Here is a 13,346-nt window from a genome sequence, read left to right as displayed (position 1 = left end):
GGAGGGAACGTCAGCAACAGCGGCCGCGCCGGCAACACGCGGCGGAGGCCACCCGCAGCAGGTCGATGTGACCGCGCGTGGTGAGCAGGGCTGACGTAGACATGCCGCCGAACGTAGCGCCGCCCGCAGAGACCGGTCAAACCCCCGTCTCGGCCACTGGACCTTTGTTGCCACAGCATTGCCCGCCCGCCACCACCACCCGCAACCGGCTACCCCCACTCCCCGCCGGTGGCGTCCGACGCGCGCCCGCCACCGTTTGGGAAGATCGCCGCATGGCTGCAACCTTCACGACACGAGAAATCGACGTACACACCGGCTCCACGGAGACGGTCCACGACCTGACCGCGGCGTGCCTGTCCTTCCTCCGGGACACCGCACAGGGCCGCGACGGCCTGCTCAACATCTTCACCCCGCACGCGACGACGGGCGTGGCCCTCCTGGAAACCGGCGCCGGCAGCGACGACGACCTCCTGTCCGCCCTCCGCGACCTCCTCCCCGCGGACGACCGCTGGCACCACCGCCACGGCACCCCCGGCCACGGCCGCGACCACGTCCTCCCCGCCCTCGTCCCCCCACACGCCACCCTCCCCGTCCTCGCGGGCGAACTCGCCCTAGGGACCTGGCAGTCGGTGTGTTTGGTGGACACGAACGTGGACAATCCGCGGCGGCGGGTGCGGTTGAGTTTCCTCGGCTAACCAAGATCGCCCTGGGGCGGCCGCGCTTTCTCCGTACCCTTCGCACCCGAGACGGGGAAGCCTTGCACGGTACGGACCAGATCGTGTTCGAACGCCCCTGTGTCGGTTGCGGAAAATGCCTGCTCGGGGTGCGCCGGCTCTCCTGCGTCAAGGCGGCCGCGTCCTCTCCCGAGCGCCAGCGGCAAGACGTGCTGGTGGCCGCGTCAGTCGGGGCGCACATCATCGGCTGGGCCGACGACTGGGAGGTGTCGGGCGCCACCGACCCGATGACCCGGCCCAAGCTGGCCCCTGGCTCCGTGACGAGCGGGGCTCGTACGACGGTCTGATGGCTGCCGCCGTCGACCGCCTCGGCCACAACGTCGTCGACTGCCTGAACACCGGCTACAAGATGCGTGACGAGGGCAAGCTGCTCGTCACGTACGGCCACGACGGCCCGTGGGATCTGGACGACCCCACCGACGAGAACCGCTTCACCATGGAGGCATGGGGCGTGCACTCCAGCGTGACGGCGCCCGGATCAAGGCTGAGGTAGACGAGAATCACCTCGTGCTTCGGGCGAAAGATCACCGATGCTGCGTTCACCAACCGCCGGTAGGGGATGTAGTGACGAAGGGGCGCCACCTCGACTTCGCCCCACGCCGTGAGAGCGTCGTCCAGCTCCGCGTACAGGTTCCGCAGGCAGTCCGGGACGAGGCCAGGCCCCGGCGATGCGGCAACCACCGGAACTGTCGGCACACTGTCGGCTGCTGCGTCCCGCCCCCTCCTCCGCCGAGACGAAGCAGCGCTCGGCGAACCAGGCGAGGAGTCCACGAGCAGCAGACTCAACAGGTCCCCCTCGAAGACGCGATAGCGCACCAAGTCGATCCGCTCGGGCAGCCGCTGCACGGCCACTTGATCGTGATGGGAGAAGCTGGCCGCGATGCAGACCATATGGGGACGACGCCAGTCGATGGACTCGGCATCCTCCGGGCCCAACACCTTCCGGACGAGCGCCTCGACCTCACGGTGCGCCGACTCCAACCATGACAGGGAGGAAACGGCCTGCGACAGCACGCCGCTGTCGGAACCCTCCTTGTACTCGATCACCACTGGGGCGCTAGCCGGGCGGGCCGAAGCCTCAGTACGCGTCAGCTGTCATCTTCCTGCTGGTCTTCCTGAGACGTATGAGGGCCTTCCAGGGGCTTTCTTGAGATAACGTTCACATTTCCACCCTTCTCCCGGATCCAACATTCAAGATCAGCACTGCTGACCTCCTGAGCTACCCCCGCTCTCCGATGAATTCGGCTGGTCCAAAAATTGAACCCGAGAATCCGTGCAGGATCGTTCTTTCGTCAACCCTGACGTGAAAAGAGGTTTTCTGAACTGCAGCATTCGTCAGGTCTGCTCCGCAGATACTCGCGTCCAGAATGGAGATGCGCCCATCAGTCGAGCGTCGCGGAAGCTTGCATCCGAAGCGTCCACCCCATAGAGTGATGCTTTTACGAAATCGGCTGCGTCTAGGTTTGCGCCCCGCAGGACCGCATCATCTAGATTGGTGCGAATTAGTGAGGCGCCAGCCAGATTGGCCCCTGAAAGATCGGCGCGGTAGAAGTCCGCCCCCGCAAGGTTCACATTGGTCAGTTTCGCGTCGGTGAACCACGACTCGCGGAAGCTGCCACCTGACAGGTCTGCGCCGCTGAAGTCCAGACCTACCGCGTCGAGTCCTTGTTCATCAGTCGCAAGCAGCCATTCCTGCAGGCGCTCCGAGGCAACGGGGTCGGCAGGAAGCGCGCGCGGCGCCCAGCCGTTACGGGTACCAGATGACATCATCTTCCCAGCCATTCTTCCGGACGATGGACTTAATGTCGTCGATCGCCCCTTGATGTGCATTGCGGGCGTCCAGGATAGAGATACGCCCCTTGTCGACGATCTGCTCGGAAAGCTTCTTTACCCACCTTCCGTTGTTGGATGGGTTATAGGCGCCCCTCAATGGCTGTGACTTATCTCGAACATTACTGAACGGTGGCCAGTCGGAATGAACTCCCTTGATGTCGTAGTACTTTTCAGGAGTCGGTGAGTGGAACTCTCCGCGATCAGCTTCTGTGGGACGCTGAATGTCGTCAGGAAGTCGGTCCTGCTTACGAAGGTCCAGCCCTGCCTTGGCTTCATCCTTCGATGGCTCTGAGATCCCGCCGTTCTTATCCGGGTCGCGCTGTAGGTGATCGAAATCGTCACGGTTGTGCTGCTCCACGACATCGAGGTGGCCCCAGTGGTCGGCCCGCTCTTGTGCCGTCAGTTCCGGAAGTGGCTCGTTCGGACGACCAGCATCATGGCCTGAGGGAGGCTGTTTCCCTTCGCTCCCTCGTGCTGCATCGGAGTCGATGCCCCCGGGCGATGGCTCATGCGGCGCATCTCCAGCACCTGGTCCAGCCACGGCCTCATGAACTGAACCACCGCTCTGGTGCGGGACAGAGGGCCCCTCACGGGAGTTGTGTCCGCCGCTGCCCGTGTGGCCCGCTTCAGCGGGGTGGCCGGCGCCGCTCGTGGAATTGTCCAGTCCACCTGCCCGATGTGGGGGTTCCCCGGCATAGGTTGGCTGGGGATCCTGCTCTGGCTTGCCTCAGGCGCCATGGCGTTTCACCGGCCCACCGAGAGAGCCTGGCCCGTCATCTGCTGAATCTCCGTCATCCCACCCCCGGAGAATTGAACCGGCTGGAACCGCTGTGGCGTGAAGTGACGGCGCGGACAGGTGTGGACGGCCGCGCCTACGAGCTGTGGATCGAGGACAGTGATCACCTCAACTCCCTGGCCGCGGCCAGTCATATCTTGGGCGTCACCCGGTTTTCACTGGAGCGTCTGTCTGATGGTCAGCTGGCCGCCGTCCTCGCTCATGAGCTGGGGCACCATGTCCGCGGTCATGCGTGGTCCTTCATTCTGGGGAGTGGTATGCGGCGCCGGGGCGGTTTGCGTGGCCGGGGGGCTGATCCGGCTCATCACCGTCATGGGCCGTGAGCGCATGAGCCTCTGGGCAGCAGCGCTGCTTCTTGCGGTGGGCGCCATCGTGCTGGCGGTCGCGTGGGAGTACTGGTTCCTCACCCTGACACTGGTGGCCGCTCCGTATCTGCTCGCTGCCGTGACCCGTCGGACCGAACTGAGGGCGGATCACCATGCAGTAGTGGCTGGCTTCGGGCCGATGCTCGCCGAGGTGTTGCACATGATGCAGGCGGCGGAGCGGGAGAGCGGGCATGCGACGGCTTCCGTTCTGTCCGGGTGCGGCAAGACGGTTGGGATTGACCCGGGAACTGCCGCTCGCGGCGGTAGCCGGAGTCTTTCGGGCAAGCTCCTGTCCTCGCACCCGGACTACCACACACGCCTGCACCACCTGGCACCGCATCTGGAGCGGCGATGAATCTACTCCAAGTCGGATTCTGGGCTGCGCTGCCACCGCACCCTCGCGGGCCCTGTGCTGCTCAGCCGACGGGTGGCTGCCGCAGGTGCCGTCTATGTGCGGGCCAGATCGACACCGGTCCTGGTGCACAACAGGGGCAGCTACTTCACCGGCCAAGCCGACTCGTGCACATGCGAAGGCGCCGGCGAGATCACCTACCAAGGCATCGACGGTGCCATGTGCGTGGCGGACGCCGCCGACAGCCGCACCTTTCGCGCGATCCAGGGCCTTCGGCAGCGGGTGTCTCGGACGCGGACGCCAAGCGGTTCTGGCCAGGGAAACGTTCTCCTACTACCGCGGCGGCCAGGACAGTCTGGGCGACCACCGTCCCGAGCCCCAGCTGACACGGCACGTGCTCGACGTGGTCCGACGGCTGGACGCTGGCGAGGTGTGAGGCGGCCCTCCATGAGTACGCCGTCGGGTACGGGCCCGAGCCCGTACCCGACGGCATCGTGTCAGCCCGTCGTCAGCCGGACCTCACACCACAGCTGACGCCCCGTCCCTGTCAGATCAACGGGACAGTGTGGCGGATGTCCAGGTGGAATGCTCCCACCTATCGAGTTCGAGATGAGGACGATCCCTGGATCGCACAGCGTCCAGCAAATCGAGTCCACGTAAGCCGGGACACAACCAAGCCTCTATCAGAACGGGAGTGGTTCAATCAGCGCCCGGAGCCGCGCCTTGTCGCCAGCCCAAGTTGATTTCTTCTGCGTGGCACAACCCAGGGATAAATTGGGTAGAGCACCGTGCGCGAACTTGCGAACGCACGCTTCTGTATGACAGGAAGGCGGTCACGATGGGCAGCGACCCGCTGAATCTCGATGCGTCAGGCGAGTGGGCTGGTTGGTGGTGGCTGCCGGAAGACCCTGCGGACCAGGTGCCAGGCGTGCTCCGCTACGAGCCCGAGTGCGGCTTGACACTCTCTTTGATCGGCGCGTTCGAGGACCGAGTCACGACGAAGCCCGCTCCCGGTGTGCTGATGGTTCATGAGGGCCGTCGAACGTGGAGTGTGATCCATGGCGCCGCAAATCAGCGTGAGATCAGTCTCTTCGGCTGTCTTCCCAGCGGTAGCCAGCGGACCTTCGGCGCGCGGGTGAAGACCCCCGACAAGCAGACCGTCTTGGCAACGACGGCACTCATCGGGGCGCACGTCGGCGGTGAAGACGAGGCGGCGTTCTCCACGACAGAGGTGTCGGTGGAGGACCTTGGACATTGGGCGGCATCGTCTGTTCTCGAGGGGTTCATCGGTGCGCCCGGCGGGTGTCCTGATGGGAGTGGCACCATTTCCGTTAAGCCCGTGGAGGCGCAGTCGGTCGAAGTCGACGGGACTGAGTTCGTGCTCACGCACCGCCACACGCTCCCGTTCTTCGACCAGCGTCGGGGCGGAACCGTTGGTCGCATGCGAGATACCGCGTACATGCAGATCACCCGGCGCGAGGCGTCCTCATTGAATGATGCCATTGGCTATGCCCGGTTGATGCAAGACCTGATCTCCCTTGCCACTCACCGTGCTGCAGGCATGATCTGGGTACGCCTGAAACTGGCCTCGGACGATGCTGCGTCGGAGTCCGGCGGGCCGCAGTTGGAGCGGAATGTTGACGTGCTGTACTCGCCCTTTGTGATCGGGAAGCACGATGCGAAGGCAGTCGCTCATCATCGTGTGTTCTTCACGTGCGAGGCTCTAGCCTTTGAGGAGATCATCCCTCGCTGGTGTGATATTCATGAGCAGCTGCAGCCCGCGATGAACATGGTTCTGGGGCTTCGATACGCGCCAGCACGGTATGTTGAAAACAATCTTCTGACGGCGGTAGGAGCGGCTGAGGTGCTGCACCGTGGCTTTGACATGGATGAACCGCCGATCCCACCAGAGGATTTCAAGCCGATGCGGGAAGCGATGCTGGCTCAAGTGCCTGAGGAGCACAGGAAGCGGATCCGCGGCTCCCTCCGCAATGACCCGACGCTTAGAGACCGGTTGTACGCACTCGCGGCCCGTCCCGACCAGGAAGCGTTGGCCACGCTCGTGCCTGACGTGGACCGGTGGGCCAGGCGCACGACTCGAGCGCGAAACGATCTGGCCCATGAGGGGCGAACCCCCAACCACGAGCTCGAAGAGCTGATCGCCATTGTGGACGTGACCACTGCGGTGGTTATTCTGAATCTGCTGAACGAACTCGGGTTGTCAGCCGAACGTCAACGAGAGGTCGTGCGTGACCACCCGCAGTTGCGCGCTACGGCCAGGAGTGCACGGGACTGGCTGAGCATATCCGGGGTGGACTCCTAAGCCGGCTCTTTCGACCCGCGGGTGGAGTAAACGTCCAAGCTGCCGGTAACTCATCCACTTGTTCCGGTCCTATCCCGTTGATATCGGCTCCCCAGTCACTGTCGCATTTGCCTCACGTACGTAGTCAGTCTTGTAGGTAGCCCGCGCCAGGAGCTTCATCGTGCTGATGTAAATCGGCCTTACTGCCTGGATCCGGGAAGATCCGGCAACCGCCGCCGAGTGCGGAACCTCGGGAGGCCATTGATCGCTCACCTGGCAAGCCGGATGGCCAGGTTGTTCAAGCCCACGGCAAAGTCCGCGTAGACATCGACTTCTCGCACTTCGGTAATGTCGCGAGACAGTCCGACGCCTCCTCGGCGGCCCACATCGTAGGGTGCCTTACCTGGGCGGGCGCCTACCAACTAAAGCGGCCTGCGTGTCGCTATCCTGGGGTTGCCCCAACGGAGCTTCACGGACACGAACGTGGACAATCCGCGGCGGCGGGTGCGGTTGAGTTTTCTCGCCTAGGTTCTGCCTGTTTGCTCGAAGCCGCGTCCAGTTCGGCCGGCCGCGGGAGCTTTCGAGTGTGTTGGCTGCGCTTCGTCGTCCGGTCGTCCTTCGTCGCCGGCCGGATCAAGGCGTGGTGTCGACCTCCACGACGCAGTGGCGTAGTTCGTAGCTTGCGATGCCGTCGATGAAGCCGATGGTGGGTGGTGTTGCCATGCGGAGTCCTGGCAGGGCGAACAGGCTGGTGAGGAGGATGTCCGTTTCCAGGAGTGCGATGTGCATTCCGGGGCACTTGTGCGGGCCGTCGCCGAAGGACAGGCCGGGAGGACGGGCGCCCTCGCGCATGGCGCGTCCGGGGCGGATGTGTTGGGGGCGTGGTCCGATGGTCCGTTCGTCGAGGTTGGTGTGGTCGAGGAGGATGTCGATGCGTTCTCCGGCCGGCACCGTCAGGGGCTCGTCGCCGTTGCGGGGCACGTCGAGAGGTCCGGTGGTGCGGCGGCTGAGGCGGCCGATGACCGGGTCGATGCGGAGGATCTCGTTGAGGACCGCGATCCTGCCGGGTTCGTCCGCTGCCTGATAGTGCGTCAGCAGTTCGGCGTCGGAGAACAGGTGCCAGGCGGCCGCGCTGATGAATTCGCGGGTGGTCACCATGCCGGCCGCGGCGAAGGTGAGGCATTCACCGAGGATCTCGCTGGTCGAGCAGCCCTCGTCGAGCAGGTGGGAGATGAGGTCGTCGCGGCGACGGCGGCGGCGGGCTCGCACGGCGGGTCGTACGTCTCCCAGGTGGACGCGCAGCCAGTTGGTGCTCTGCCGGATCGTCCAGTAGATGCCGTGCAGGCTCCTCAGCCCAGGCGTCCCGAACTCCTCGGGGAAGAAGCGTTCCAGCCGTTGCTTGATGCCGGGTCGGCTCTCGGTCAGGCCGATGACGGCACAGGCCACTTCGATCGCCACGTTGAAGGCCAGGTCGGACAGTGTGGCCCGGCCGGTGGCCGTGAGGCGGCCCAGTTGGGTCCGTGTGGCGCGGGCCATGACGTCGCGGTAGTGCTGGTCGACGTGGCGCGGTGTGAAGAAGCGGGCGGTCTGTCGACGGTGCTCACGGTGTTCCGGCCCGTCCCGGTAGAGCACCGGTCGCCGGATGCGCGAGGGGAGTCCCTCGACGCTCTCGATGCCGAGGCCGGCCTGCACGGTGGTGGTGCTGCGCAGCACGGCGCGCGCCTCGTCGTAGCCACGCACCTGCCAACTGCCGTCCGCCGCGCGCGATACGGGGCAACCCGTCGCCGGCGTCTCCCGCTCGATCTTGCGGCGACCGTAGTCCCTGTCCTCGCCGTCCACGTGCAGCACCTCCGTTGTCCGAAGACGGTGCCGGGCGCGCCGCCGTCCCTCCGCGGCTCCGTCCTTGGCCCCATGCCTGCGTGCCTGTCCCGTGCCTCGGCGTGAGCGCGGTGCGTCGGACGCCGGGGCCGTGCGGTCGGCTCGGTGCATCCTTCCCGCCGAGGGCCTTCCCGTACCCTCAGCGGCGCTCGGTACGCGCCGGGGTGATCCGTTGGTTCTGGGCGGTCGCGCCGTCGTGGGCGCCCAGATCGCCGTTCTGCGGCATCGAGGCGAGTGATGTCGGCCGGGCCGGCTCCTGGTTGGTGCCGGTGAGGGCGCCAACCAGGAGGTGTGGGACCGGGGTGTACGGGTTCGCTGCCCATGGAGGGCGGGCGGGTTCGTCGCACCGCTCGGTCTCACGTGAGGTGTGGCAGGTGGACTACCGGGCGTTCTCGGGGACGAGCGAGCCGTCGGAGACGGTGGGCAGGGTCCGGCTGCGCAGCTTCTGGCTGGTGATCACCCGGGTTCCGTTGAGGTCCGCGTGGACCTTGCGGGCGAGGTTCTCGATCACGTCCACGCCGGCCTGCATGCTCGCGTGGTCCGAGGTCAGGACGGCGATCCCGTAGTCGTGGCCCTGTCCCGTGAAGGCGCCCACGCTGTGCACCCGCCAGCCGCCGCCGGTGCGTTGCAGCCAGCCGTTCTTCACGTGGACCGTCGCCCCGCTCGGCGCGCCGGCCGGCACCCCCCAGCGCTGACTGGGGATGACCTTGTTCATCAGGTCCAGTGCATAGGTCCGGGAGTCGTCGACGAGGACGGGGTTCGAGGCTGTGAAGAGCTTCATCAGGGTGAGTTGGTCGGTGGCGTTGATCTGGGTCAGACCCCAGTAGCCGTCCGGATCGGGGACGGTGCGCTGCATGTCCGCCAGGCGCAGGAACTCCCTGATGCGGTCGAGGCCGAGTTGCTTCCACAACGTCGTGGTGGCGTCGTTGTCGGACTCGGTGATCATTTTTGTCGTGAGGGCGCGCTCGGTGTCCGTCAGCGCACGGTGCTCGTCCTGGGTCTGCCGCAGCAGGGCGCCCAGCACGATGACCTTGACGGCGCTGGCCGAGTCGTGCTGACGGTCGGCGTCGTAGGTGCAACTGGTCTCGGTGACCCGGTCGTACAAGGCGATCGAGGTGCTTCCCGTCACCTCCGGGGACGTCACCACCGTCCTTATGTCGTGGGTGAGTTGGTCGGCGAGGCCGGGCTTGGCGGAGGTGCAGACGACCTGCGGGCCCGCCTGGTCCTTCGTCGAGACCGGCGCTGCGCTCGCCGGGGTGGCGGCCACGAGGGTCGACGTCATCGCCGCGGCGAGGGCTGTCGCTGCCGAGGCACGCTGTAATCCGCGGACGCGGATCCGTATTCGGTTGGGCAAGAGTGTGGTTCCTTGTCGCTTCATGCCTGCGGGGCCCGGCCGGTCATGGGTCCGGGCCCCGCGCAGTACGGTCGTTCATGTGTTCAACACGCCTGGCGGTGGAAGGCGGTTCCATGGCTCGGAGGTGCACATGCGGTGCCACCTCCCGGTTGTGCCGCCCCTGGTTGTGCCACCCCCCGGTTGTGCGCCCCCCGGTTCTGTCGTCACCGGGGGCTTGGCGGGCTCCAGGAGTGAGGCGGCTGGCTGCGGACGCGCCCCCTCGCGCGAAGTAATGAGAAAGTAAAAACCCTGGTATGGTCTGACAATTCACCCAGAAGTACGGCTGAAGGACTCTGCATGACCACGCCCGTCTCCCCGGACGGTTCGCCGTCCGCGGACCCGCAGGTGCCGGAGCGCGACCCGTGGGCGCCGCCGGCCACCGAGGACGCCGCTGCGCCGGCGCCGGTGCCGGCGTACCCGGCACCGACCTGGGGCCGGCGGCCCTCCAACGGCATGCCCATCGCCGCCCTGGTGCTCGGTCTGGTGGGCATGGTGCTCGGGCTGTTCATCGTGCTGTTCTGGTTGTCGTGGTTGCCGGCCCTGTTGGCGGTGATCTTCGGTGGCGTCGGGCTGAGTCAGGTGCGTGCCGGTCGGGCCACCAGTAAGGGCATGGCGCTCGCCGGCGTGATCACGGGCATCCTGGGGTTGGTGATGGCGGCGGCCGCCGGGGTGTTCACCGTGGTGATCGTCAAGGAAGCCGTCGACGACGCCCGTCGGGAGGTCAAGGAGGTCACCGACGAGGCGAGCAGGAAGGCGGAGGCGGCCGAGAAGGAGGCGGCTGCTGCCGAGAAGGCGCGCCATCTGACCTTCGGTCAGTCGTATGCCTTCGGTGACGGCCTGAAGGTGACGGTCGCCAAGCCGGAGCCGTTCACTCCGGACGCCTTCGCCAACGGCCATGCCGAGGGCAACAAGGCGTTCCAGGTGACCATCACCGTGGAGAACGCCGGCAGCAAGCGGGCCTCCATCACCACCGGACTGCCCGACGTCAACGACGCGGACGGCGCGTCGACGCAGTTGGTGATCGACGGGAGCGGGCGGCAGAAGGTCCTCGACGGCTACCTCCTCCCCGGGCGGAAGGCCGTGGGCGTCTACGCCTTCTCCCTGCCGCCCGGCGCCGCCGACCGGATGGAGGTCGAGTTCACTCCCGACGTCGCGAAGTGGGATGACGCGTACTGGAGCGGGCCCACCTCCTGAGCGGGACGGCGGGGAACCGGGGTGCCGATCGGCGAGCGTCTGGCGCGTTGCGGCGTTCAGGACCGCTCGGCGGTGCGTGCCGCCTCGTCGTCAGCGCAGAGCGAAGGGGACTCCAGGCGGTAGAGGGCCTCGGCGTTGGCGTGGGCGATCCGGTGCCGGTCCTCGGGGTCGGGCAGCGTGCCGAGGAAGTCGGCGAGCGCCGCGGCGTCGAAGCGGTGGAAGGGGTAGTCGCCGGAGAGCAGGATCCGGTCGATGGTCGTGAAGTCCAGCGCGTGGCGGAGCAGCCGGGGTGTCAACATGCCGCTGGTCGCGAGGTGGACGTTGGTGCGGAAGTAGTCGGCGACGCGGCGGTCGAGGTGGGTCGCGACGTGCGAGAGGCCGTCCACGCGGTCGAGGGCGAACAGCACCATCTCGCCCCAGTGCCCCAGGATGATCTGCAGGTCCGGGTGGCGGTCGAAGGTGCCGCGCAGGATCAGTCGGAGCGCCGCGAGCCCCGCCTCGATGTGCCAACCCCAGCCGAAGGTGGCGAGCGCGAGCTCGACGGTCGGGTCGAAGCCTCGGTAGGAGGCGTCCCGGACCGCGTTCGGTGGGATCTGCGGGTGGAGGAACACCGGCCGGCCCAACGCGGCCGCGGTGCCCAGCAGTTCGTCGTAGGCGGGGTCGTCCAGCGGACGGTCGCCGCTGCGGCCGTAGGACATGATTCCGATGTGTGCGGCGCTGCCCGCGGTCCGCTCCAGCTCGCGCACGGCGGCGTCCGGATCCGACATCGGGAGCGTCGTCATCGCCCGCAGCCGCGCCGGATGGCGACCGACCGCCTCGCTGGCGAGGTCGTTGGCCTCGCGGCTCAGCGCGACGGCTTCGCGGGGCGGGAGTCCGTGGGTGCCCGGCGGGGCGAGCGAGAGGACTTGCAGGTCGATGCCTGCGGCGTCCATCGCGGCGATCCGCTGCTCGCCGATGTCGAACAGTCGGGCAGGGATGTCGCCGCGGTCGTTCAACGCCACGCTCTCGTCGCGGAACGCGGGCGGCTGGGTGCGCAGGGCCCGGTCGATGCCGGGGGTGGTCCAGTGCTCCTCGATGGTGATGACGCGCATCGACGCTCCTTTGGCTCATGCTCTGTTGAGTGAACGTAACAGACTCGCTCAACGACTGTAGAGTCAAATGTGTGGACGAACCGATGACACGCGCCGCCAAACGCGCCGCCACCGCCCGACGGATCCTCGAAGCAGCGCAGGCCGAGTTCGGCGAGCACGGACTCGAAGGGACGACCGTGCGCGCCATCGCGCAACGGGCCGGCGTCGACCCCTCCCTGGTCATCCAGCACTACGGCTCGAAGGACGACCTCTTCGCCCTCGCCATCCGACTGGACCGCGACAGCACCGACGACGACGTCGCGGAACACCTCGCCGACGTCCTCGACGTCCGCCTCGGCGGGCTCCCGCCGGAAACCCGCGCCCTGGTCCGCTCGATGCTGACCGCGCCGGAGGCGACGCGGACGATGAAGCAGTTCCTCGACGAGCGGGTCCGCAACCTCGCCCGCACCAGTGACGCCGGCGACGCCGAACTCCGCGCGGCGCTGACCGTCAGCAGCATCCTCGGACTCACGCTCGCGCGGCACTTCCTCGACCTGGAGGCGCTCGCCGACATCTCCCCGCGGCAGCGGGAGGAGGTGCTGCGGCCGTGGCTCACCACGGTCCTCGGCGCGGACCTGGCCGCCGCGGAACGGCCGCCGCACGCCCGCTAGTCGACGATGCCCCGCTCCCGGGCGGCGGCGAGCCAGCTGGGGAACTCGCCCAGCAGCCGGTCGTAGAGTTCGGCGTCCGGCAGCTGGCGGGGGGTGGCGCCGGCGGGGAAGAAGCCGGCGTTGTCGACGACCCGCCGGCCGGGCACCGGGAGTTCGTCGAGCCGGCGCAGGAAGTCGAACTCCCGGTGGTCGGGGTCGCCGAAGCCGATGAACTGCCAGAACAACGGCAGCGCGGCCGCCTTGCACAGCCACTTCTCGGCGGCGGCCCGGCTGGTGGGGCCGCCGTCGGTCTGGAACACCACCAGCGCCGGGGCGCTCGCCCCGGAGGCCAGGTAGTGGTCCAGTACGGCGTCCATCCCGGCCTCGTAGTGGGTGCGCCCCATGTGCCCCAACTGCTCGTGGCAGGCGGCCACCTGGCCCCGGTAGTGATCGAGGCTGATCTCGTGCACCCCGTCGACGTCGGTGGAGAAGAAGACCAGCGGGACGACCGCGTCGTCGTCGAGGTGCGCGGAGACGGCCAGGACCTGCTCGGCGAGGTGCTGCATCGTGCCGTCCTTGTAGTACGGCCGCATCGAACCCGAGCGGTCCAGCACCAGGTACACCGCGGCCCGCTGCCCGTGCAGCCCGTGCTTGCGCAGGCTCACCCCGGCCTGCTTGTAGAGGTTCACCAGCGGCGGCGCCGTCTGCTGCACCTTCTCCAGACCCAACGGACTCATCGATCGTGCTCCTTTCCCTCCCGGGAGCCTACGCACCCCGGG

15 protein-coding genes are annotated in these 13,346 nt (G+C 67.2%); 8 read left to right on the top strand and 7 right to left on the bottom strand.

Annotated elements, in window-relative coordinates; all coding sequences use genetic code 11:
- Positions 1 to 10: 10 nt before the first annotated feature.
- Positions 11 to 103 carry a putative leader peptide gene (locus ACJ6WD_RS00685; RefSeq protein ID WP_317623392.1) on the bottom strand — a complete coding sequence of 31 codons (93 nt, stop codon included), beginning with the start codon at positions 101 to 103 and terminating at the stop codon, positions 11 to 13.
- 169 nt (positions 104 to 272) lie between these two features.
- Here ACJ6WD_RS00685 and ACJ6WD_RS00680 point away from each other — a divergent pair, with 169 nt between their 5' ends.
- The 3 genes from ACJ6WD_RS00680 to ACJ6WD_RS00670 all read left to right on the top strand — a co-directional run bounded on the left by ACJ6WD_RS00680 (position 273) and on the right by ACJ6WD_RS00670 (position 1,227).
- Positions 273 to 695, top strand: coding sequence for a YjbQ family protein (locus tag ACJ6WD_RS00680; RefSeq protein WP_233656640.1), 423 nt, complete (start codon positions 273 to 275; stop codon positions 693 to 695).
- Positions 696 to 778: 83 nt separating this feature from the next.
- The gene (locus ACJ6WD_RS00675) at positions 779 to 1,021 is read left to right on the top strand and encodes an integrase (RefSeq protein WP_376436128.1); all 243 of its coding nucleotides are present in this window, start codon (positions 779 to 781) and stop codon (positions 1,019 to 1,021) included.
- Positions 1,021 to 1,227: a hypothetical protein gene (locus ACJ6WD_RS00670; protein WP_407614923.1), complete on the top strand. Its 207-nt coding sequence runs from the start codon at positions 1,021 to 1,023 to the stop codon at positions 1,225 to 1,227. The genes ACJ6WD_RS00675 and ACJ6WD_RS00670 overlap by 1 nt, the downstream gene beginning before the upstream one ends.
- An 842-nt stretch (positions 1,228 to 2,069) precedes the next feature.
- Here ACJ6WD_RS00670 and ACJ6WD_RS00665 read toward each other — a convergent pair.
- Together ACJ6WD_RS00665 and ACJ6WD_RS00660 are read right to left on the bottom strand one after the other, a co-directional pair.
- Positions 2,070 to 2,516 carry a pentapeptide repeat-containing protein gene (locus ACJ6WD_RS00665; RefSeq protein ID WP_407614922.1) on the bottom strand — a complete coding sequence of 149 codons (447 nt, stop codon included), beginning with the start codon at positions 2,514 to 2,516 and terminating at the stop codon, positions 2,070 to 2,072.
- Positions 2,482 to 2,925, bottom strand: coding sequence for a hypothetical protein (locus ACJ6WD_RS00660; RefSeq protein ID WP_407615116.1), 444 nt, complete (start codon positions 2,923 to 2,925; stop codon positions 2,482 to 2,484). The genes ACJ6WD_RS00665 and ACJ6WD_RS00660 overlap by 35 nt, the downstream gene beginning before the upstream one ends.
- Between ACJ6WD_RS00660 and ACJ6WD_RS00655 the strand changes: the two genes are divergently transcribed.
- From ACJ6WD_RS00655 to ACJ6WD_RS00645, 3 genes are all read left to right on the top strand, one after another.
- The gene (locus ACJ6WD_RS00655) at positions 2,850 to 3,686 is read left to right on the top strand and encodes a M48 family metalloprotease (protein WP_407614921.1); all 837 of its coding nucleotides are present in this window, start codon (positions 2,850 to 2,852) and stop codon (positions 3,684 to 3,686) included. The two genes, ACJ6WD_RS00660 and ACJ6WD_RS00655, sit on opposite strands and share 76 nt — an antisense overlap.
- Positions 3,687 to 3,690: 4 nt before the next feature.
- Positions 3,691 to 4,083 (top strand): M48 family metalloprotease, encoded by a 393-nt coding sequence (locus ACJ6WD_RS00650; RefSeq protein WP_376436113.1) that lies wholly within the window; start codon positions 3,691 to 3,693, stop codon positions 4,081 to 4,083.
- A gap of 835 nt (positions 4,084 to 4,918) precedes the next feature.
- Positions 4,919 to 6,403, top strand: a complete 1,485-nt coding sequence (locus ACJ6WD_RS00645; protein WP_407614920.1) for a HEPN domain-containing protein — start codon at positions 4,919 to 4,921, stop codon at positions 6,401 to 6,403.
- Positions 6,404 to 7,015: 612 nt separating this feature from the next.
- On the opposite strand, the gene ACJ6WD_RS00640 is transcribed toward ACJ6WD_RS00645, so the two are convergent.
- Positions 7,016 to 8,230 (bottom strand): cytochrome P450, encoded by a 1,215-nt coding sequence (locus ACJ6WD_RS00640; RefSeq protein ID WP_407614919.1) that lies wholly within the window; start codon positions 8,228 to 8,230, stop codon positions 7,016 to 7,018.
- A gap of 409 nt (positions 8,231 to 8,639) precedes the next feature.
- Positions 8,640 to 9,542 carry a serine hydrolase gene (locus ACJ6WD_RS00635; RefSeq protein WP_407615100.1) on the bottom strand — a complete coding sequence of 301 codons (903 nt, stop codon included), beginning with the start codon at positions 9,540 to 9,542 and terminating at the stop codon, positions 8,640 to 8,642.
- Between the two features lie 408 nt (positions 9,543 to 9,950).
- On the opposite strand from ACJ6WD_RS00635, the gene ACJ6WD_RS00630 reads away from it, so the two are divergent.
- On the top strand, positions 9,951 to 10,847 hold the full coding sequence (locus tag ACJ6WD_RS00630; protein WP_407614918.1) for a DUF4190 domain-containing protein: 897 nt from the start codon (positions 9,951 to 9,953) through the stop codon (positions 10,845 to 10,847).
- Between the two features lie 56 nt (positions 10,848 to 10,903).
- Here the strand turns inward: ACJ6WD_RS00630 and ACJ6WD_RS00625 are convergent, their stop codons facing one another.
- The gene (locus ACJ6WD_RS00625) at positions 10,904 to 11,938 is read right to left on the bottom strand and encodes an amidohydrolase family protein (RefSeq protein ID WP_407614917.1); all 1,035 of its coding nucleotides are present in this window, start codon (positions 11,936 to 11,938) and stop codon (positions 10,904 to 10,906) included.
- Between the two features lie 71 nt (positions 11,939 to 12,009).
- On the opposite strand from ACJ6WD_RS00625, the gene ACJ6WD_RS00620 reads away from it, so the two are divergent.
- Entirely contained in the window at positions 12,010 to 12,588 is a 579-nt protein-coding gene (locus tag ACJ6WD_RS00620) for a TetR family transcriptional regulator (protein WP_331249066.1), read from the top strand.
- On the opposite strand, the gene ACJ6WD_RS00615 is transcribed toward ACJ6WD_RS00620, so the two are convergent.
- Positions 12,585 to 13,304, bottom strand: a complete 720-nt coding sequence (locus ACJ6WD_RS00615) for a VWA domain-containing protein (RefSeq protein ID WP_376436099.1) — start codon at positions 13,302 to 13,304, stop codon at positions 12,585 to 12,587. The two genes, ACJ6WD_RS00620 and ACJ6WD_RS00615, sit on opposite strands and share 4 nt — an antisense overlap.
- Positions 13,305 to 13,346: the final 42 nt, after the last annotated feature.

Source organism: Streptomyces sp. VTCC 41912, from assembly GCF_045799175.1.
Taxonomy (GTDB): Bacteria; Actinomycetota; Actinomycetes; order Streptomycetales; family Streptomycetaceae; genus Streptomyces; species Streptomyces albulus_C.
Note: the sequence above shows the minus strand (reverse complement) of the source record. Positions and strands in the feature narration are given on the sequence as shown.